This is a genomic window from Olivibacter sitiensis DSM 17696, assembly GCF_000427965.1.
Lineage (GTDB): Bacteria > Bacteroidota > Bacteroidia > Sphingobacteriales > Sphingobacteriaceae > Olivibacter > Olivibacter sitiensis.
Genome location: NZ_ATZA01000041.1, coordinates 22,084 through 42,798, shown reverse-complemented (window position 1 = coordinate 42,798; position 20,715 = coordinate 22,084). Strand labels below are relative to the sequence as shown.

Genomic DNA, 20,715 nt, shown 5'->3' with positions numbered 1-20,715 from the left:
CAGTATTTTATCCATTTGCATGTTATTTTGCTACATTTTTTCATTCGCCCAGGAAAAAGATTGCACTATTGAATTGAAAGGTCGCATATTCGATGCCGATACCAAACTCCCCATGTCTGGAGTAAGCGTAACCCTCTCTCCTTCAAATAGACAAACCATGACCGATGGTCACGGGTATTTTTCCTTCAGGGAACTATGTGCTGGATCGGTGGAGATCACCGTAAGCTCGCTAGGGTACACGGATGAAAAAAGACACCTACAGCTTACGTCTAATCAAACCATCAATTTTCAGCTGACGCATAGCGACGTTGTACTACACGATGTGGAGGTGATAGGCCATGCGCCCACACAACGATCGACAGCCAAAATCATAAGTCTGAGTGAGCAGCAAATGGATGAAAGCCGCGGAGAAAATTTGGCTCAGGCGCTATCCAAAATAGCAGGTGTCTCTACTTTAAATACGGGGAGTAACATTGCAAAACCCGTCATCAACGGTATGCACAGCAATAGGGTACTTATCATGAACAACGGCATCAGGCAAGAGGGACAGCAATGGGGTGCAGAACATGCTCCGGAAATAGACCCATTCACCGCCAAGAAGCTCAGTGTAGTAAAAGGAGCCGAAAGTGTGCGGTATGGGGCAGATGCCATTGGCGGTGTTGTCTTGGTAGACCCGGCTCCAATGCCCATTGATAAGACATTGGGTGGAGAACTGCATGCGGTAGGTGCTAGCAACGGACGCTCGGGCACCTTCTCGGGCACCCTGGAAGGCAATATAAAAAAATGGAACAACCTGGCTTGGCGCGCCCAAGGTACTTATAAGAAAGCGGGCAGTATCAAAACGGCCAACTATTACCTGGGCAATACCGGAGTGAATGAGATAGATTTTTCTACCGCCCTCAGCTACAACACACCCATCGCCAAATTTGATGCTTATTATAGCCACTACGACACGGAGCTTGGCATCTTTACAGGAGCCCATATCGGAACGCTGGAAGATATTCAAGCTATCATAGACAATGGTAGGCCTTTTTTGACTTATGATTTCAGTTATGACATTGCCTCGCCTCGCCAAAGAGTAAAGCACGATCTGGCCAAGCTGAAAGCCCATCACGATTTCGCAAACGGGGCTTCACTGGATGTACAATATGCCTTCCAACGCGATCATAGACAAGAATACGACATCAGGCGCGGCGATAGAGACGCCATCCCATCGCTCAATCTGCAGTTGACCACGCAGAGCATGGATATCAGCTACGATCATCTAAAGTCAAATGGGCTACGCACCATCGTGGGTACAAGCCACATTATGCAGGTAAACAACAACATACCAGGTACACTAACCATCCCCATCATCCCGAATTATGATAGCTATACAGGTGGCATTTACGGTATTGAGCGTCTGGTGAAAAATCATTATGAGCTAGAGGCAGGCCTGCGATATGATTATAAATATTTCGATGCTGCCGGGTATAGGCTCGACTTGAACAATCCCACAGGAACAGAAGAGAATTATGGACAAGAACTATACGGTGGTACCAGAACTTTTCACAATATCACCGGCTCGCTGGGAGCAGTCTGGCATCCCAACGCCAAGTGGGACTTGCGATCGAACCTTGGACTAGCGTGGCGCCCACCTAGCGCCAACGAACTATACAGCAGCGGATTGCATCACGGTGCCGCCCTGTATGAAATAGGCGACGACCAACTGCAAAGCGAAAGAAGCTACAAATGGGTTAATAGCGCCCACTACGAGGACGAAAAATGGCGTTTTGACATCGATCTCTACGGTCAATATATCCATGACTACATCTACGCACAACCAAGCAGTGGTGAATTTATACAAACCGTTCGTGGCACTTTTCCGGTATTCAGGTATGAACAAAGCAATGCCCGCTTTTGGGGATTGGATCTCAATGCGCAATATCAGATCAACACACAGCTTAATTATCACGTCAATGCGGCCATGGTAAGGGCCAAAAACGTGAGCGACGGAACATACCTCCCCTACATCCCTTCGGATAGGGTGACCCATGGCCTGCGTTGGGAAGTGCCTGCCACAAATCAAGAAGGTACGACGCGCTGGACCTCACCTTTCATCCAGGTGGATCATCAATATGTGGCTAGGCAAAGCAGATACGAACCAGAGAGCGATTATGCCGCGCCGCCTGCTGCTTACCATCTTTTCAATGCCGTAGCCGGCATAAAGTACAAGGCAAACAGCGCCCATACCCTTGGCATGAGTCTGGGAGTAGACAACTTGACAAACACGCTATATAAGGATTACATGAACCGCTTCAGGTATTATACCCACGAAATGGGCAGAAATATTACACTTAGAATTCAATATATTTTTTAACAGATAAAACAGAAATCATGAACAAATTACGCAACTATTTAGTATTGGGATTATTTGCTTTGGGTATTGTTGGCTTTTCCGCCTGCTCAAAGGACGATCCGGAACCAGAAAATCCGGAAGAGGAATTTGCAAAGGTAATCTTTAACTTCATTGAGCTGGAAGATCATGGCGATCATTTCGACGAAACGACAGATACGGTTATCGTAGAGTTTGGTGAAGATGGAAATTCCACTAGGGGTCATTATGATCTGGTAGAAGGACATACCTACCGCCTCAAAGTGGTGGCTTACGATTTCGCAGGTCGCGAAATGCAACAAGAGTTTGTAGAAGATGCAGATGACCATCAGTTCTTCTTCACTGGTGCTCCTGACGGTGTACTGGATTATGTCTATGAAGATGATCAAGTAGGAGTTACGGGAAGATTTACGGTGTTGGAACACGCGGATGAATTTGTAATGAACGCCGTTCTACGCCATGGGCTGAACAAATCCAGAGCGACAGCAGCGGATTGGAACAACCCAGATCATGCCAGCTTTGGCGGTTCTACGGACATGGACCTGAGATTTCCCCTTCATTTGGTAGAAGGAGACGATCACGACCACGACCACTAACCTTTGACAACGTAATAAGGAAAGAGGCCGAGCATATTTGACTCGGCCTTTTTGTTATCATTGCAGGGCCATTCGTCCATCAAATGCCTAACACTACAGCAACCCGCTTGCACTACAGAAAAGGATTGCCTATCTTTGGGCCACAAGAAAGTTCTTACTGTAAAAATGGTCAGTCTATTTTCAAAAGGTGTTTTTAGGTATTTCCTTCTCTCGGCCATGTTCATCAGCATTTTATCCAATGAGACTGATGTAAGGAGTTTACTATCCCCAACTGATGCCGCAACAGAAAACGAGTCTTTTGCAGCTTTGTGTATTGAAGCTGTAGACAATATATCAGATTTTGTTGTTCATGCTAAGGGCAAATCCGGCTTTTTCGTGGCAGTGGCAACAGAAGCTTGTACACAAGCGCTCAATCTGACCGCAAAAACGGCGATTAGCCATGCAGTGCCTTCGCCTTTCTCTGCATGGACAAGACCTACATACTATATTTTCCTCTTTTTTTACAGCCTGTTCTGAGATAAAAGATTCTTTTCGAGTAACAAATCCCATACGTCTATTGCGTCGACATGAAGGTGCCAATGTGCAGGGAACATAATGAAAAACATTTACCATTAGGAAGTTCAACACAGATGATTTTGACCAATACGTCAAAAAACAATATATATTAACGACAAGCTAAATGAACGAAATACTGCAATTCTTCGACAATTTGATAGACCCAAACTGGATCATGGATAACGGTGGGCTGTACTTGGTACTATTGATTGTCTTCATAGAAACGGGCATTTTCTTTGGCTTTTTCCTCCCCGGAGACCCCCTATTATTCATCGCGGGCATTGTACTTGCCAATGTACAGCCAAGCACCGTAGACCCGCTTCTATATTTCCTGTACTGGGCCATCCTGATTTGCATAGCGGGTATAAGCGGCAATTTTCTGGGTTACTGGATAGGGCAGAAATCGGGCAAGCGGCTATCCCGTCGAGAGGATGGTAGATTCTTCAAGAAAAAATACCTGATACAGGCACGGGCGTTTTTTGTAAAACACGGCGGCAGCGCGGTGATCATTGCGCGTTTTGTGCCGGTCATACGTTCCTTTGCTCCCTTAACGGCGGGAATAGTCAACATGGACATCAAGAAATTCGCCTACTTCAATATCATTGGCTGCCTGTTATGGGTGGGCATCATCGTTACGGCAGGGTACCTCTTGGGCGAAAATGTATGGGTAAAAAACAACCTGGAGTGGATCGTTATCCTTATCGTGCTGGTAGCCACCATGCCCGTACTCATCAAATATTTGAGTAGTCTGGGAAGAGATAAAACGAGAGCACGCAGGAAAGTACGCTAAGCATAGGCAAAACATATTGCAAAAAACAAAAAAAAGAGAGCAACCCTAAAGTTGCATCTCTAGTCTTCTTGCGGACGACCTTATCACCGAGCTATACTCACAATGGTTGCGCCGTTAATTTGCGTTCTTGAACACAAACTTCTTGGGGTAGTAACCCGTATTGAAACTTTGCTTGACCTGCTGCCCGTCGTTTGCGTAATGGAAAACCTTGCCAGTGCTTCCGTAGCTCACTGCATCGCCCAACCATATTTCGCCATTACTAGGATCTATTCCTATGCTGTACACGAAATCAGATACACCAGTCAAGTTCAGCGCATTTTCATTTTCCACATCATTGCTTGTCATATCCAGTGCTATTACGCGCGGTTCGTCGGCATAATCCGAACTGTAGATATAGGCCACGCCATCTTTGGCAGCAAACTGTTCCACCTGAAAATCAAAGGTCTTGCTCACCTGACGGCTGGCAATATCTACGACCATAAATTTGGCAGGTGCAATTACGTTCCAACCAGCATCATATACGTCCAATGACTTGGCATATAACGTATTGTTAACACCCGCATATAGCCCGGTCAGATTGTCTGCTACGGCAATAGTCCCATTCACCTCATAGGTTTTGGCGTCGATGATAAATATCCGGTTATCGTACACTTCCGATACGCCACCCGAATTGGCCACGTAAATCTTGTCATTCAGTGCTACCATCATTTCCGGATCACGCCCCACGGCTATCTTTTGCTCTATTTGATAGGCTACCGTATCCAAAACATACACATGGTCGTCGTAGGAGCTGACAAATACCTTTCCTTCCGTGCAGACCAAAAAGCGGGGCTGATTGATCCTGACTATTCCGCCGCTCTTGCGCTGCAAAGTCTGCGCATCCAGCACTTCCACCTTATTGGAGTTATTGACCACCACGTACATTTTACTTCCATAAATCACTGCATCATTGGCCACATCTCCCAGTGCATCACCCGATGCATTAGCAGCCAAGAAAGCATTTGACGTGAACGTAGCACTCACAAAGTCGTAATAACTGATGGAAGCATTGTTCTGGGTAAATCCCCCCTCGTTGAGGACATAAACGCCGTCTACGCTCTGTATGGGTTCTTCAGGTTCTATCACGGGATCTTTACTACAGGCACTCAACAACAAAAGTCCTATTCCAATCAAACCGCTTAATTTGTCTATTTTTCTCATGATGTATTAATTATTGTTTTTAAAATTGATAAGTTAAATCCATTCTGAAATTCCTTCTCGGCATATAATAATTGCGTACTACCTGGTAATTTTCGTTCAGCACATTATTGGTCAAAAATGCCAGCCTCGCTTTCCCATCGCCGATGGAAAAACGGTAATCGACCGCCAGGTCATGTATGCCATAGGCCGACACATTGCTTTCCACGCTATTGTCCAACAGGCCATAGCGTCTATCGCTGTAAGCATAGTTATAGTTGAGTCCCCAGGCCTTATGTTGCAGAAAGGCAAATAACACCCCGCTGTGCCGCGGTGCATAAGGCACATACAGGCCATAACTGCTACTGCCTCTATCAACGTCAATGGCTTTTTGAAAAGTATAACTTGTCCCCCAGTCCAGTCGGCTATCATGGGCAAGGGAAGTCCTGAGCTTCATTTGAACGTCCACACCTTTTATATCCACTCGCCCCAGATTGACCATTGTCCATCTAAAAAGATTGTTGCCCGGAAGGGCGGTAATACGGTTGCTTATTCTGTTGTAATAAGCGTCGCCGCTAATAAAAATGTTATTGAACCAACCATTCAGGGCATATTCATAGGTCAGGCCCAGGTTATACTGCATGGCTTCTTCCGCCCGTAGGTTGGTAGACCCTACAAGTGTATAGTATAGGTCGTTGAAGGTAGGCATCCGAAAGCTACGCTTTACAAAAGCCCTCAGGTAAAAGGGCATTGCTTCCGTCAGACGGTAATGGGCCGATAGGGCGGGACTGTAGTCCAACCTGTTCTCCGGCCTATCGCCCTGTGCCACCTGTTCTGCCACATAGGTAGCGAGTACATTCGCCTGCATGCCAAAGCGCCTCCATTTTTGCCAAGAACTAGCTAGATTGGCCATAATCATATGCCTCTTTGGGTAGACAAAGCCCCTCAAATCGGCGTCCAAATAGTTATATTGATAGTCTGTAGCTAAACTTACAGACCAGTCATCCATTGGTCGGATTTCATTGACCATGGACAGATATAGCTCGTGCTGGCGATAGGTATTTTGTAGGCGTCCGCTCTCATTGGCATAGTTGGGCGATAGGTAACGCAGGTAGTTGTAGTTATACTTGGCATTCCACTGTACCCTATATTTAGGCGCCAATTGTTCCACATACCGAAACTGTGCAAATACATCCTTGTCCCATTGCCTATCCAGGCTATTCACATTGTTGGAGACCGTGGCTCCTGGCAGTCCCCTCTCCGACTGATAGCCATATAAGTTGAATTCCCATTCGGATGTCTTTCCTTTTCCCGTCAAGCTGCTTTCCAGACGTAAACTTTGGACGTCCGTATTTTCCCTCCGCTCTTCTCTTTCGTAATCAAAATATCTGTAGATAAAATCATATCTGCCATGGGCATTGAGCCATTCGGCATTGACACTTACGCTGGATGAATCGCCCAGCTGTTGTTGATAAAGCAAGGAGGGGTTGACAAGACCGAAAGAACCGCTACGCATTGTTGTGCGTAAGGAACTACGCCTGTCAGCTTCAAATCTTGGTCTTTTACTCGTCAGCCAGAGGGAAGAGGCCATGGCAAAAGCCTTGGCAGGAAGGAATATTCCACTTTGCTGCCCATTGTACAGGCTGATGGACTCCATATTGTCTAGTGAATACCGCCCGAGGTCGACCTGCCCATTTTGTGCATTGCCCAGCTGAACCCCGTTGTAGAATAAACCCAGTTGGCTCGCGCCCAGGCTTCTCACGTTGACGGTTTTCATTCCTCCTATCCCCCCGTAATCCCTGATCTGCACCCCAGCAAACTGCCTGGCGGCATCTGCCACATTGAGGCTGTTCAATCTTTGCAAATCAGTTGCTGAAAGTCTTTGTACGGGATTGGCCTCGTATACTTCCCTTCTAACGGAATCAGCGAGCACATCTACTACCTTCAGCGTATCCACACGCTCCTGCGCCGCCAGCTTTTGCAGCAACATTGCCAACAAGACGAAAAAAAGCCACTTCCGGACCATGATAATAATTACGCCATTGAAAAGCTATGGCAAAGCTCTTGTCCATTTCTGACAAGTGATAACGATAATCCTTCACACTAGCCCCAATCCACGAGGGCATGATGAACCTAACGTTCTTGGCAGGTCTTCTGACTTGTTTCCCAACCCTAGCCTTCCCCCGCATCGGCAGAGTGGCAAAAAGGTAATTAGGGCTGGTATAGAAACATACAGCTGCGGGACAGTTACGGATTCGCACCGTATTCCCTTTTAATCGCGTACCGCGAAACGGCACGCAAACCAATAACGGGGCAAAGGTACAGAAATTTATTTCGACACAGAAAACAATCTATTAGCTAGAAAGGGAATATATGTACTTCAATTGTAGGAATTGATACAAAAATTCTCTTGGAAGTACACCGTATTATATGCAACTTTGTAGCAAACAAATGAAGAGAGAGCTTACACACCGTAATGGTACAACATGGAGAAACATAGTGGTACTCTTGTGTGCTTTCGCATTCTTGTTTGTCAACCTTTCTATATTTCATCATCGACATACAGATCAGCATTACGCTTCCTCCGAAAAAGGATTTCATAAGACAGTGAGCTTGGATGCCAAGTGTACTATTTGCGACATGCTATCCAATTGGCAACCCAGCAAACAGCATCATCCAGCATCAATTGATCTAGCTGCCAAGCAAATCGATCTTAAGGCCATTTATAGCAAACGTTACTTCGCATCTGCTATAAAACCACTTCTACATGCGCTGGTAAACAAAGGGCCTCCTACTCTTTTTCTATTCTAATTTGGATTAAACGCCAAATTACATTCCCCTAAGCCTTCATTTGCGGCTTCAATGTAATACAGAATCATTTTTTACGGATGAATAACCGTAGCGTTTAACGCTACTGTTTTCCATGGCATTTTACTATTATGAAGATTAAAGGCACCATATTGCCTTATTATATCTTGCTTGTTTGGTATATCGTCTTGAGTTTACCCCTATACTGCTATGCGCAAACAACAAGAGACAGTTTAAAAAGCAAGTCAAGCTCAAAGTCTGCTCAAATCGACAAAGGTCAACTGGACGAAGTGGTGATTGTAGGGCAATATATGCCCACCACGGTTGATAGCAGCCTATACAACATCAAGCTGATCAACAATACCACTATCCAGCGGAGAGGTGCCGTCAGTTTGCCAGATGTGCTCAACCAAGAGTTGAATGCACGCATTGTAAATGATAATGTGATGGGGAGCACCATTCTGCTTCAAGGCATCAGCGGACAGAACGTAAAAATACTGCTAGATGGCGTACCCATGGTGGGAGGTGCCGGCGACGACCTGGATCTCAGCCAATTTAACCTGAACAATATTGATAGGATAGAAATCGTACAAGGGCCGCTCAGTGTGCAATATGGAACAAATGCACTTGCAGGAACCATCAATATGGTGAGTAAGCAATTGCCTCAAGGCAAATACGGTGCGGGTATAAATACGCTGGGCGAAACGGTCGGCCAGTATAATATAGATGCATTTGCGGGCGCGTCCATTGGGCAGTTCAATCTCCGTATCAACGGTGGTTTCAACCAATTTGAGGGTTATTCCACGCCGGCCAACCGGTCTGGAACCCCCTATGACAACCGTTCGTTCAACTGGAACCCCAAGGAGCAATATTTTGGCAATATTCGCTTGGATCGATCGTTCGGAAAAATGAAGGTAGGCCTCAGCCACAACCATTTCCATGAAGACAACCACAGCATTGGCGCACCGGATGCAGGCACGCAATTCCTTACCGCCAGCGACTATGACTACGTCAGTAAACGTCACAATACCGTGTTGTATGCCAACGGCCAACTCGCCAACCACGCCTATATCGACATACTGAACAGCTATCAATATTTCAATCGAGATAGTAGAACCTATGTCACCAACGTGGAAAACAATTCGCGCAACTTCATTGAAAATGCCAACACCTTGTTCAGGTCTTACGTATCTAGGGCAAGCTACAGCAAAAGCAACCAGGAGCAACGATTGGCCTATCAGCTAGGCTACGAGCTCAATCTGAACGCCGTAAGTGGAGATCGAATAGCTCTCGACGCTGGGCACATCAACGACTTCGGTCTCTATGGAAGTGTACAAGTAAAGATGCTGAAAAATCTGGAGATACAGCCAGCCCTTCGCTATGCATGGAACAACAAGTACGACACCAAGGCCATTAATTTCCTAGGTAGCCAACTGCCGTTGATCTCTTCGCTCAACCTCAAATATGAACCCCTGCAAAAACTCGTTATCCGGGCATCTTACGCAAAAGGCTTCAGGGCTCCTTCCCTGCGCGAGCTCTACTATGATTTCAGAAATGCCAATCACTATATCATCGGAAATACAGCGCTGACCCCAGAGCTTGCGGACAATTTCATTGTTTCGGCAGATTACAAGATACAGGTAAACACGGAAGGTGTCCTGTCCATCTCACCTTACGCCTATATAAACGACATTGATGACAAAATAGAATTGGTGGAACAAGATAGGGCTACCTTGCCCCCCGAGTATCAGCAAATCAATGTTGTTCGTACCTATGCCAACATACCCCACTTTAAGACGAGGGGCATTAACCTGAATATCGGCTATCGGCACCTGAATAACCTAAACGTAAACATTGGCGGCGGCCTTTTGCAAAGAAGCGGCAGCAACTCGTTGAACAACTATTTCAACAGCTGGGAAGCCACCGCAACGGCTTCTTATTGGCTGCAGGCACTGAAAACCAATGCCAATATCTATTACAAGTACAATGGCGACTTGGCTCAGTTTGGCCTCGCTGACGGCATTTTGGTAGATAAGACCTTGCACGACTACCACTTTTTGGACGCCAGCTTCAGCCACTCGTTCCTGCTAGATGCGCTATCGTTAACCGCAGGCGTAAAGAATATATTGAACGTGACCGATGTAGTACAAACGGGCGACGGCAAGGACAGCTTAGCGCCGCGTGCAGGTACCAGAACAAGCATTCCCATGAGCTGGGGACGCTCCGCATTTATCAGACTAGCTTATTCATTCACAAAAAAATAAAAACGATAAAAAAATGAAGAAAAAATCCAATTTCCTGTTGATAGTCTCTTTTACCCTATTGGGATTGCAGGCTTGTAAAGATGACAACGACGATTACATTCCGCCCGTCATAAAGGGCAGCAAGGTGATTGCCATGGGCGCCAGCTACCAGAACACCGTATTCTTCAAACTGAGTACGGAAAAGGAAAGTAGTGTGCCCGTGAGCACTTGGGACTTAGCATTTGAGAGTCAAGGCGGCACGGCCGTTCGCTCAAACATTGCCAGAAAAGGCGGGGTATATGCAACTACAAGCACCGATTTCAGTGCCGTCACCACCGTTCCTACCTCCGCTATTGCCTATGACGATCCGAGTGGCGACCTCAGCAAAACCGCAGTCGGCGCATGGCAAGATAACGGAACTAGTAAAAATCTCGTCTATGTGCTGTACCGTGGCAACAATCCCCCCAGCTCGGCCACACCCATAGGTTATAAGAAATTCCAACTACTTGGCTATGCCAATGGCAAATACACCATCCGCCACGCGGATCTAGACGGATCAAACGAAAAGACAGATGAAATAACAACAAATACCGACAAAAACTTCACTTTCTTTTCTTTCGATGAGGGAATCGTCGAGTTTGAACCCGACAAAAAGCAATGGGACATTGCCTTCACCTGTGTCACCGTAAGAGGAGGAGGACCTAACAGCTATGTGATCAGTCCATCAGTGGTGAGCAATCGCTATAGCGACGTAGAAGTGGCCGTGGATAACCCAGGAGCTACGCTTACCGCAAGTGACGATCCTGCTGCCCCCATCAACACCTTCGAAAGCAGTAATAGTAACTTCAGCACCATCGTCCTATCACAAATAGGCAGCTATAGCTTCAGCAACGATGCCATGTCAATTGGACGCGACTGGCATCAAATCCTGCAACCCCACGCCAGCGGGATATACAAAGTGTACGACTGGAAAACGTATATCGTCAAAGATACGGATGGAAACTATTTTAAGCTAAAGATGACCGCTTTTAAAAACCTCACCACGGGCGAAGTGGGCTATCCTTCATTTGAGTACGAGCAACTTCAATAGTAGCACATCGGTCTTTAGGGGATTTGACGTCAAAAACTAAACAAAAACAGGCATGTTACCATTTATAAAAAAGCATTTTCTCTGGATAGTCGTTGCGCTGATAAGTGCGGCCGTCTTGTTTGCCGGATATCGCTATTATCAGAAACATATTAGCCGCACGCGCATAGCCTTTGTCAACTATTCTTCTTTCCAACTAGCTCGGATAAAACAGTCGGCACCGGGCAATATGGTGACGATCGTAGACCTGCCAATAGAAAAAATCGCGGAACTTCGCCAATACGATGCTGTCTTTGTGTTTGGAAGGGGTCTAGAGCTTAGCCCTGCTCAGTTCGAACTATTGCAACATGCTTCTTTTACAGACCTGCCCATTTTTGTCGAGTCTGCCAATAATCCAAACTTTGATGTCACCAACCTCAAGGGGGAAGACCTAGACAATGTGGAAGCCTACTTCAAACATGGAGGAACTGGCAATTACCGTAATCTATTAGCGTATACAAGGAGTAAGCTGGATGGCAAAACTTGGTTTACGGAGAAAGCAGACAAACCCATAGAAATCCCCAAAGACGTACTTTTTTACCTCGAAGGTGATCGCGTATTTGAGACACTGGACGCCTTTTCGCAATATGCACGCCAAAAGGGCTTTCACAAGATGGACCGTCCCAAAATAGCCTTGCTTACTGGGGTTCCTGGCCCTTTCAACTCCAATAGGGAGCATATTGACTCCATGATTACTGCCTTGCAAGACAGAAACTGGAATATCTATCCCATTGCCAGCACTACACGAAGGTTACAATGGCTCGAGGAAATAGATCCCGATCTGATAGTGCTCATGCCGCATGGCCGTATGGTGACGCAAGACACGGAAGCATTAGCCGCGTGGCTGAAACGAAAGAATATCCCTGTGCTTTCGGCACTGAGTATTTTTCAAAATTACGATAAATGGATAGAAGATCCACAGGGATATAATGGCAGTCTGCTCACCATGAACATTGCCTTGCCCGAGCTGGACGGTGTCATTGCTCCCTATGTCGTAACGGCGCAATTCAAGGACAAGAACGGCTTTGATATTTTTAAGGCAATACCGGAGAGGCTATCTAATTTTTGCGGTTTGGCCCAAGGGTACCTTAACTTAAGGCAAAAGTCCAACAAGGACAAAAAGATAGCTATCTACTATTTCAAGGGTCCAGGTATGAACAGTTTGAACGCGGCAGACCTTGAGGTCGCCCCTTCCCTGTTCAATGTGCTCAGGCAATTGAAATCAGCTGGATATACGGTAGACAATCTACCGTCCAGCGCAAAGGAACTGGAACGACAGATACATAAAAACGGCAATGTACTAAACCCCTATGCCGAGGGCAACATCGACAAATTCATACAAGAGGCCAATCCTGCACAGGTATCGGAAAAAGATTTCATCCAATGGGCAAAGGACTTGAGCAAAGAGCAGCACGAGGCCCTAAAGTCAAAATATGGCGCTTTTCCCGGTGCCTATTTGGCTTCTGCAAAGGATGGTAAAGACTATATTTCCGTAGCCCGCATCCAGTTTGGAAATGTAGTGTTGCTGCCGCAGCCGCTTCCAGGCATCGGGGAAGACAGCTTTAAGCTCATTCATGGTGCCAACGTGGCCCCACCCTACCCCTATGTCGCTTCATACCTGTGGACAAGACATGCCTTTCAGGCCGATGCCATCATCCACTTTGGTACACATGGCAGTCTCGAGTTTACACCGGGGAAACAGGTGGGGCTTAGCGGTAATGACTGGAGTGACGCCCTCATCGGCACAAGCCCCAATATCTATGTCTATACCATGGGCAATATTGGCGAGGCCATCATCGCCAAGCGACGTATGTATACCACGCTGGTCTCGCACCTGACACCCTCTTTCAAACAGGGGGGCACCCATGACGAACTGGCCTTGCTTGAGGATAACCTGCACAAATGGGTTGGTCTCGACAACGGTCCCTTGAAAGAGGAATATGGAAAAAGCATCTCGATAAAAGCCAAGCAACTGGGACTGTACCCCATGCTCAAAGCTACTGAAAAGCAACACCTTAACGATGATCAGCTGGGCAGGTTAGCCAGATTGGTGGAAGAGCTGGACAACGAAAAGATTATTTCTGGCCTCTATACCATCGGCAAAGGATATACCGATGAAGAAGTGATCTCCACAGTGAGGCAAATGGCCATCGATCCCATTGCCTACAGCCTTGCACAAATAGCAATACTTAAAGGAACGGAAAAAGCAACGATCACGGACAACCAAGTGCTGTTTACCCAAAAGTATCGCAGCAGGGCGCAGTCCATCATCAGCGAAGCACTGTCTGGAAAGACGCCAAAAGTAGTCAGTGACCAAGACAGAACTAGGGCAGAAACCTGGAAACAGCAAAATGCACAACCGGACGATATGGCTATCATCAGGGGCTTCATTGCCATGGGTGGTGCCAAGAAAACCGGCAGGCCCGCAAAGGCGGAAGCAAAAATAGACGAAACAGCACTGACCGAACTGGTGGTCAAGGTCAAACCATTTGCCCATAAGGTAGCCTTTTTGAACAGCCTACAAAGCGACAAACGCATGAAGGAAGCCACCAGCTTACTGGATCCGGAAACGCTAAATAGGGCCAAGACCATTGCCAAGGCGATCCCAAAAATGAAAGAGGCCATAGACATTGCTCAAGACCCGGATGTGAATAAGCTCATCAGGTATATGCAAAAAGAAGAGGTCAGGCAAAAAGTATTCGCGCTACTTCGCGACCCGAAACTCGAAGAACAGGCAAAAGAGGAAAAGGAAATGCTGAACAAGAAAATCAGGGCCGAGGCCAGTTCGCCGCAGAAACAGTATTCCTTAAAAGCCATTGGCAACAGCCAGTGGAAGGAGCTGTCATTGAACGAACTAAACACCATAGCCAGTGATTTGCATCTCTTCGAAGAAAACAGGAGCATATACCCCAACCTACCGCCACAGGCCGCCATACAGCAGGCGCTGTCGGACATAAACGGGCAAATTGCCTCACTGCAAGATCAGGAAAAGCGATTTGCGGAGGCTGTAGGCCGTTTAGCCACTGCCGTAGACAACATCCAAAATTACAAATCGTCCCTAAAGCAAAGTACCGATAGCGAGCTCGGGGCGATTATAAATGCATTGGGCGGTGGCTTCACTTCCGTATCGATTGGCGGCGACCCCATTCTTTCGCCAGAAGCCCTGCCAACAGGTAAGAACATGGTAGGTATCGACGCTGAAAAGACACCATCTGCCGAAGCTTGGACGGTGGGAAAGCAACTCGGACAGCAGCTGATAGACAGCCATTTGAAGCAACATCATACCTATCCCAAAAAAGTCAGCTTTACCCTTTGGGCCGGCGATTTCATCAAAACAGAAGGCGCCATGCTCTCCGAAATATTCTACCTGCTGGGCGTAGAGCCCGTACGCGACCCCCTGGGAAGAGTACAGTCACTGCAGTTAATTCCCGAGGAGCAACTGGGAAGACCACGTATCGATGTCGTAGTGCAAACCTCTGGTCAGTTCAGGGATTTGGGCGCAAGCCGTATTTCTTTGATCAACAAGGCCGTTGCGCTAGCTGCTAATGCACCAAATGGTAAACGCTTTGACAATTTCGTGGCCAATGGCCGCGCACTCAGCGAAAAACTGCTCAAGGAAAAAGGCTTTTCACCCAAAGAAGCCCGTGAACTTTCGGGATTACGCGTTTTTGGCGGAGTAGATGGCAATTACGGCACCAATATCATGGGAATGGTGGAAGCTGGAGATAAGTGGAAAGAACGCAATGAAATTGCCGAAACCTATATCAACAACATGGGAGCAGCCTACGGCGATACGACACATTGGGCCGAGTTCAAAGAAGGCTTGTTTGAGGTGGCATTGCAACAAACAGAAGTCATCGTACAGCCGCGCGACAACAACACCTGGGGCCCGCTCAGCCTGGACCACGTATATGAGTTTATGGGAGGGCTGAATCTGGCCGTGACAAAGGTAACGGGCAAACAGCCCGATAGCTATTTCAACGATTATAGAAATACCTCCAATGCTCGTATACAGGATAGCAAAGAAGCCATTTGGGTGGAAGCGCAAAGCACCATATTAAATCCAAAATACATCAGGGACATGACCAAGGGGGGCGCATCTTCTGCCGAAACATTTGCCGAAACATTTCGCAACATGTTTGGCTGGGGAGTCATGAAAGAAGATGCAATAGATCAGCAATTGTGGGATGAAGTGCACGAAATCTATGTAAACGATAAATTGAACCTGAACACCCAAACATTCTTCGAGCGGGAAAACCCCTATGCGCTGCAAGAAATTACGGGTGTACTGATGGAAGCAAGCCGAAAGGGGATTTGGAAAGCCAACAAGCAACAACTTGCCGCAACGGCGCGCTTGCACGCTGAACTGGTCGCTAAACACGATGCAGGGTGCAGCGAGTTTGTATGTGGCAATAGCGAAATACGAAAGGCAATAGCGACCAATATATCGCCAGACGCACGGGTAGGCTATGAGCAAAAAGTAAGGCAAGCTCTATCGGCACAAAACGGAAATGGAAGAAATGGAAAAAACACGGTACTGAAAAAACAGGAAGAAGCACAAGCAGGGACGAAAGCCAATCAGGCCGGAAGCCCTACCGCCGTAAACACCCTGTGGAAATACGGAATGGCTCTATTGATTGTTTTGGCCCTACTCTTTTTGCTGATGAAACGTAGATCGAGTTTAAAAGGAAAGAGTTAAATGGAAGAAGTCATCACCATACTGCTTTCCCTAGCTTTTGTCAATGCTGGCTTAAGGCTCTGCTTTGTAAAAAAGCAGGTAGCCATCATGATTATATTGTCGGCAGGTTTATTCAGCTATATTTCCCACTATTGGATCATCGAGCAAAGCAGTGCTTATACGCGTACATTATGGGCCGACAAGAGCATGCTGAACAATATTGTGCTACTGGTGATAGTCGAGGCGATTTGCTTCTTGAGCCTGCACTTTGCACGCGTAAAATTTTTTTTGGCCCCACAGAACACCAAGAAGCGCAATAAGCTCTTGTTTACGGTGGGACAATTGCCCGGACCAAGTCTCTACCTAGCAATCTATTATTTTCAGCATCGATTTTATATGCTGGATACGGGGCTCGACTTTGAAACCGCCGCCTTGGGCTTTGCCATCGTATGCATGGCGGCACTCACCGCGTGCGGGCTGCTCGTGCACTACTTGTTAAATCACCAGCAGCTACTATTGGAGAGTTCCCTTTTCATCGACCTGTCCATGCTGGTTCTGGCCATCGTCATGACAGCCCTGGGCAATCCGCCCGATAGTTTGGTACAAGTGGCGCATCCTTTGCCCTTTATGCCCTTGCTTTCGTTCTTACTAATAGCGTTTACACTTGCCTTAACTGGCTATTTAATTACCATTATTAAAAAAAACAAAAAATAAAATGCAGTATATCGATAAAACCATGTATTGGTTATCTTCAGGCTTGTTAATTCCCGTGATGGTAGCCGTTCTATTTTTCCTTGTCAGGGCCTTGATGTTGATAGGTAATATGTATGGATTGTATACTATGCGGTTGAAATTGAACAAGGCATTAGATAGTCCCTTGAAGACGCTGAACAAAAATAACTGGACAGACCTCACGACCTTGGCCACAAAATTCCAGAACACGACCACTGGTAAAACCCTCAGTAGCCTCATGGAAGACAAGGAATCGTCAACAAGGCGCGAAAAGCTGATTGCCGATTTTGAATTGTGGTGCGAGAAAGATCTCGACAAGAGCCGAACGCTTTCCAAAATGGGTCCCATATTGGGTCTTATGGGCACGCTTATCCCCATGGGGCCTGCCTTAGCAGGACTTGCAGCTGGTGATATTGCCACCATGAGCCAACAAATGCAGATCGCCTTTAATACCACGGTGTTGGGCTTAGTCATTGGCTCCATAGGTTTTATCAGCCTCCAGTTGAAACAACGTTGGTATGCCGAGGACCTCAATACCATTGAATTTGTAAACGATTTAATAGAAGAAGAAAATGCGTAAAAGAAAAAGCTCGTTGAGAAAACATGACGGTGAAGATGTAAACCCACTTCACGCCGTGGCCAATCTATTTGACGTGTCCATCGTCTTTGCCGTGGCACTTATGGTTGCCTTGGTGAGCCGATATAAAATGACGGAAATGTTCAGCCAAGAAGACTTTACCATGGTGAAAAATCCGGGCAAATCCAATATGGAAATCATTCAGAAAAAGGACGGAAAGGTAAGCCAGTATAAAGCTTCTTCCGAGAGCACGGAATCTAGCGCGAGCAAGGGCAAGCGCATTGGGACAGCGTACGAACTGGAGGGAGGAGAGATTATCTATGTTCCTGATTAAGTTAAGCTCGCTCCCTTGAGCGCCTTATATCAGATATATTTCAGCTCGGTGGCTTTGTGCACCAAGGAAACCGAATTGCTTACCTTGAACTTTTGCAGTAGGTTCCTACGATGGCTTTCAATGGTAAGGGGACTTACAAACATCTTATCCGCAATCTCTTGCGTAGTAAGGCCTTTTACGAGCAAGCCTAGTACTTCTTTCTCTCGGCGCGTCAAAACGGGCAAAGAACCGTTTGTAGCGCTTTTCATAATTTCCTTTATACTACCGCTAAGGGCAATCTCGCCGATCAAGGCCGTTTCCATGCAGGAAATCAGCTCCTCCGTAGAAGCATTTTTCAGGATATAGCCCGATGCACCGCTTTGCAGCATACGCTGGATGATACTTTGTTCATTGTTGTTGCTGATGGCAATCACTTTGCACGTGGGCCGAATTTTGACGATTGCTTCGCAGGCATCAATGCCGTTCATGTCGGGCATATTGATATCCAGCAAGGCTACATCTACTTCCTGCTCGTTCAGGAAATCTATTCCCTCGGCGGCAGACGTGAATGCGCCCAACAAGTCTATGTGGGCTATATCCTGAAGCATGAAGGAAAACCCCTGCAATACGATCGGATGGTCGTCAATGATAATGACGGATATTTTATTTTCCATAGAGCGGAATATCGATGTTAAAAGTAGAACCTTCTCCTAACTTGGAGTCAATTTCCACGGTGCCCTCCAATATGGACACACGGTTCTCTATATTGGACAAGCCTATGCCCTTTCCTCGTTGTGCCTTTTCCTTGTCAAAGCCCACACCATCATCTTCGACGGTAATATAGAGATGGTCTTCATTTTCACTGCATTGGACCACAATATTGTTTGCCCTGGCATGCTTGACGGCATTGGTGAGCAACTCCTGCACTATGCGGTAAACCGTAATGAGCAAGACTTGGCTATAGCTGTTCCTCAAATCGAATGCCTGAAATTTCACGCCCGTCTTCTCCGAATTCAGCGATTTGCATAAATCACGCAGGGCGGGTTCCAGCCCCATGTACAACAATGATTCAGGCATCATGTTGCGCGCTATCCTCCTCAATTCGTCTACGGAATGATCCAACTGATTGATGATCTTATATATTTCCATATCAGGTTGTTTTACTTTACCAAACTCTTTCGATGCAATGGAAGAGAGCTTGAGCTTGACACCGGCCAGCATGCCCCCTAGTCCATCGTGCAGGTCCCTAGCTATGCGATTTCGTTCCTGCTCTTGCCCCTGAAGCACGGCATTGTACAGTTTAATTTGCTCTTGCTGTTGCATATTTTTTAGTTCTTGCCTGTGCAGGCGCTGATTTTGCTCTATGGTCTTTTGCTTTCCTTTATATAAACTCCAACCAATAAAAAACAGCAGTACCGTAATCAGGAGACCGGCAATCAGCACGGTAATCCAAAACCTGTTTTTGCCCAATGCCAGTTGCTGCTCCTGATTCTTGTCCTTCAATAAAAGGATTTCGTTTTCCTTCTCTATGGCTTTATATTTTTTCTCCAGTTCCAAAATATTTATAGCCATATCGGCCTCATAGACACTATCGGACAATGAAGAATATTTGCCTAGCCACTCAAAGGCCTCTCGGTAATTGCCTAGTTTGGCATCGGTCTCTGCCAGCTCCTTAAAAGCAAGCCGACGGTTACTTACATTACTTTGACCATGGAAGTACTTACTAGACTGTAAAAGAACGTTTTTTGCCGTACGATAATCTCCCAGATCCCTGTATAGCGCATACTTTTCGAACAGAATATCGGATACTGCAAAATCGTTCCCCAAGTCCTCCGCTGCCTTTATTCCCTTTTCAAAATAGGACAATGCCTGCTGAGGCTGCTTTTGATGCCTGAAATAATTCCCTTCGGTACGATAGTACATCGGTACGGAAACAGAATGCGGAATAATAGCACATTGTACCTCGGCACTATCCAGGTAATGCCTTGCCATAGGGAAGCGCCGCATGTAAATGGCATTTTTTGCAGCATTCACATAGGCAAAAAATTTTTCCTCGTGAGCCCCTGGTGAAGAAGACAAGGTGTGGAGCGCCTTTTTGTAATATTCATCAGCCTCTTTGTAATTGGTGATGTTCATCAATACCATGCCCACATTGTGGTAGTTTTCGGCTACCAGCACACTATCCCCAGATTGTCTGGCCAAGGGAATGGCCTTTTCGAGCAACATATTGACATAAGTATCTTCCTGGCCTTTTGCCTGAAAAAGAATCCCATAATTGTTCCACAGACGTGCGCGATACCTATAAGCTTCCAGTGTATGATACGGCTCCAATTGCTTGTCCGCCAGCATATATTCCTTTTTGGCACGTTCCACGTCCTCATCGAAGTAAATACCTGCGATATAAAAATGCAATAACCCTAGGTAATAACCATCCCCCTCTGGCATATATCGCTTGGCTTCATGGAGATAGGCAAAGGCCTTGCTCGTATCCCTTTCCGACCAGTAGTAGCTAAGTTGCAGATAATGGTCTATCTTGGCACTATCCGTTTCTGCCGCTTTGGCCAGTCGGAGTAGGCTGTCGGCATAGGCCGAACCTCCTCCCCGCTCCTGCGCCACGGTCAATAAATGGCAAAAACAAAGTATCAAGGCAAACCATGTTGCCTTGATAGTCGATTGCTGTTTTTCATAATGCGTGTTCATTGACCTATAAAGGTGCGGATTTACCGTTGAAAACAAAAATTGTCCAA

At 46.5% G+C, this 20,715-nt stretch carries 15 protein-coding genes and 1 riboswitch; of the genes, 11 read left to right on the top strand and 4 right to left on the bottom strand.

Translation table 11 applies throughout. The annotated features are described in order from the left end of the window. Positions 1-73 precede the first annotated feature (73 nt). The 4 genes from A37S_RS0117665 (at position 74) to A37S_RS0117645 (ending at position 4,315) form a co-directional block, all read left to right on the top strand. Complete coding sequence (locus A37S_RS0117665) at positions 74-2,359, top strand: TonB-dependent receptor (RefSeq protein ID WP_169719526.1); 2,286 nt, start codon at positions 74-76, stop codon at positions 2,357-2,359. A 17-nt stretch (positions 2,360-2,376) separates the two neighbouring features. After that, positions 2,377-2,970: a hypothetical protein gene (locus A37S_RS0117660; RefSeq protein ID WP_028298144.1), complete on the top strand. Its 594-nt coding sequence runs from the start codon at positions 2,377-2,379 to the stop codon at positions 2,968-2,970. 165 nt (positions 2,971-3,135) lie between these two features. Further along, on the top strand, positions 3,136-3,486 hold the full coding sequence (locus A37S_RS0117650) for a hypothetical protein (protein WP_169719525.1): 351 nt from the start codon (positions 3,136-3,138) through the stop codon (positions 3,484-3,486). Between the two features lie 163 nt (positions 3,487-3,649). Next, the gene (locus tag A37S_RS0117645) at positions 3,650-4,315 is read left to right on the top strand and encodes a DedA family protein (protein WP_028298141.1); all 666 of its coding nucleotides are present in this window, start codon (positions 3,650-3,652) and stop codon (positions 4,313-4,315) included. Positions 4,316-4,429: 114 nt separating this feature from the next. Here A37S_RS0117645 and A37S_RS26395 read toward each other — a convergent pair whose 3' ends face one another. Further along, complete coding sequence (locus tag A37S_RS26395) at positions 4,430-5,515, bottom strand: YncE family protein (protein WP_051293268.1); 1,086 nt, start codon at positions 5,513-5,515, stop codon at positions 4,430-4,432. Positions 5,516-5,534: 19 nt separating this feature from the next. Beyond that, positions 5,535-7,517 (bottom strand): TonB-dependent receptor plug domain-containing protein, encoded by a 1,983-nt coding sequence (locus A37S_RS0117635; protein WP_028298140.1) that lies wholly within the window; start codon positions 7,515-7,517, stop codon positions 5,535-5,537. Between the two features lie 101 nt (positions 7,518-7,618). Next, a riboswitch (cobalamin riboswitch) is annotated at positions 7,619-7,813 on the bottom strand. Between the two features lie 129 nt (positions 7,814-7,942). On the opposite strand from A37S_RS0117635, the gene A37S_RS0117630 reads away from it, so the two are divergent. From A37S_RS0117630 to A37S_RS0117600, 7 genes are all read left to right on the top strand, one after another. Further along, entirely contained in the window at positions 7,943-8,302 is a 360-nt protein-coding gene (locus A37S_RS0117630; RefSeq protein ID WP_028298139.1) for a hypothetical protein, read from the top strand. 128 nt (positions 8,303-8,430) lie between these two features. Then, entirely contained in the window at positions 8,431-10,563 is a 2,133-nt protein-coding gene (locus A37S_RS0117625) for a TonB-dependent receptor plug domain-containing protein (protein WP_028298138.1), read from the top strand. Between the two features lie 13 nt (positions 10,564-10,576). Beyond that, on the top strand, positions 10,577-11,632 hold the full coding sequence (locus A37S_RS0117620; protein ID WP_028298137.1) for an HmuY family protein: 1,056 nt from the start codon (positions 10,577-10,579) through the stop codon (positions 11,630-11,632). A 52-nt stretch (positions 11,633-11,684) separates the two neighbouring features. Then, positions 11,685-16,367: a cobaltochelatase subunit CobN gene (locus tag A37S_RS26390; RefSeq protein WP_051293267.1), complete on the top strand. Its 4,683-nt coding sequence runs from the start codon at positions 11,685-11,687 to the stop codon at positions 16,365-16,367. After that, positions 16,368-17,060, top strand: a complete 693-nt coding sequence (locus A37S_RS0117610) for a hypothetical protein (protein ID WP_028298136.1) — start codon at positions 16,368-16,370, stop codon at positions 17,058-17,060. 22 nt (positions 17,061-17,082) lie between these two features. After that, complete coding sequence (locus A37S_RS0117605) at positions 17,083-17,658, top strand: MotA/TolQ/ExbB proton channel family protein (protein ID WP_211229816.1); 576 nt, start codon at positions 17,083-17,085, stop codon at positions 17,656-17,658. Then, on the top strand, positions 17,651-17,989 hold the full coding sequence (locus A37S_RS0117600; protein ID WP_028298134.1) for a DUF2149 domain-containing protein: 339 nt from the start codon (positions 17,651-17,653) through the stop codon (positions 17,987-17,989). The genes A37S_RS0117605 and A37S_RS0117600 overlap by 8 nt, the downstream gene beginning before the upstream one ends. Before the next feature lie 29 nt (positions 17,990-18,018). Here the strand turns inward: A37S_RS0117600 and A37S_RS0117595 are convergent, their stop codons facing one another. Further along, on the bottom strand, positions 18,019-18,642 hold the full coding sequence (locus A37S_RS0117595) for a response regulator transcription factor (RefSeq protein WP_036602998.1): 624 nt from the start codon (positions 18,640-18,642) through the stop codon (positions 18,019-18,021). After that, complete coding sequence (locus tag A37S_RS0117590) at positions 18,632-20,668, bottom strand: tetratricopeptide repeat-containing sensor histidine kinase (protein WP_051293266.1); 2,037 nt, start codon at positions 20,666-20,668, stop codon at positions 18,632-18,634. The genes A37S_RS0117595 and A37S_RS0117590 overlap by 11 nt, the downstream gene beginning before the upstream one ends. Between the last annotated feature and the right edge of the window lie 47 nt (positions 20,669-20,715).

What these genes read in the sequence shown, in the direction of transcription:
- A37S_RS0117610 (WP_028298136.1), top strand. Translation starts at nt 16,368, where the DNA reads ATGGAAGAAGTCATCACCATACTGCTTTCCCTAGCTTTTGTCAATGCT.
- A37S_RS0117620 (WP_028298137.1), top strand. Translation starts at nt 10,577, where the DNA reads ATGAAGAAAAAATCCAATTTCCTGTTGATAGTCTCTTTTACCCTATTG.
- A37S_RS0117635 (WP_028298140.1), bottom strand. Translation starts at nt 7,517, where the DNA reads ATGGTCCGGAAGTGGCTTTTTTTCGTCTTGTTGGCAATGTTGCTGCAA.
- A37S_RS0117590 (WP_051293266.1), bottom strand. Translation starts at nt 20,668, where the DNA reads ATGAACACGCATTATGAAAAACAGCAATCGACTATCAAGGCAACATGG.
- A37S_RS0117595 (WP_036602998.1), bottom strand. Translation starts at nt 18,642, where the DNA reads ATGGAAAATAAAATATCCGTCATTATCATTGACGACCATCCGATCGTA.
- A37S_RS0117600 (WP_028298134.1), top strand. Translation starts at nt 17,651, where the DNA reads ATGCGTAAAAGAAAAAGCTCGTTGAGAAAACATGACGGTGAAGATGTA.
- A37S_RS0117605 (WP_211229816.1), top strand. Translation starts at nt 17,083, where the DNA reads ATGTATTGGTTATCTTCAGGCTTGTTAATTCCCGTGATGGTAGCCGTT.
- A37S_RS0117650 (WP_169719525.1), top strand. Translation starts at nt 3,136, where the DNA reads ATGGTCAGTCTATTTTCAAAAGGTGTTTTTAGGTATTTCCTTCTCTCG.
- A37S_RS0117645 (WP_028298141.1), top strand. Translation starts at nt 3,650, where the DNA reads ATGAACGAAATACTGCAATTCTTCGACAATTTGATAGACCCAAACTGG.
- A37S_RS0117625 (WP_028298138.1), top strand. Translation starts at nt 8,431, where the DNA reads ATGAAGATTAAAGGCACCATATTGCCTTATTATATCTTGCTTGTTTGG.
- A37S_RS0117660 (WP_028298144.1), top strand. Translation starts at nt 2,377, where the DNA reads ATGAACAAATTACGCAACTATTTAGTATTGGGATTATTTGCTTTGGGT.
- A37S_RS26395 (WP_051293268.1), bottom strand. Translation starts at nt 5,515, where the DNA reads ATGAGAAAAATAGACAAATTAAGCGGTTTGATTGGAATAGGACTTTTG.
- A37S_RS26390 (WP_051293267.1), top strand. Translation starts at nt 11,685, where the DNA reads ATGTTACCATTTATAAAAAAGCATTTTCTCTGGATAGTCGTTGCGCTG.
- A37S_RS0117630 (WP_028298139.1), top strand. Translation starts at nt 7,943, where the DNA reads ATGAAGAGAGAGCTTACACACCGTAATGGTACAACATGGAGAAACATA.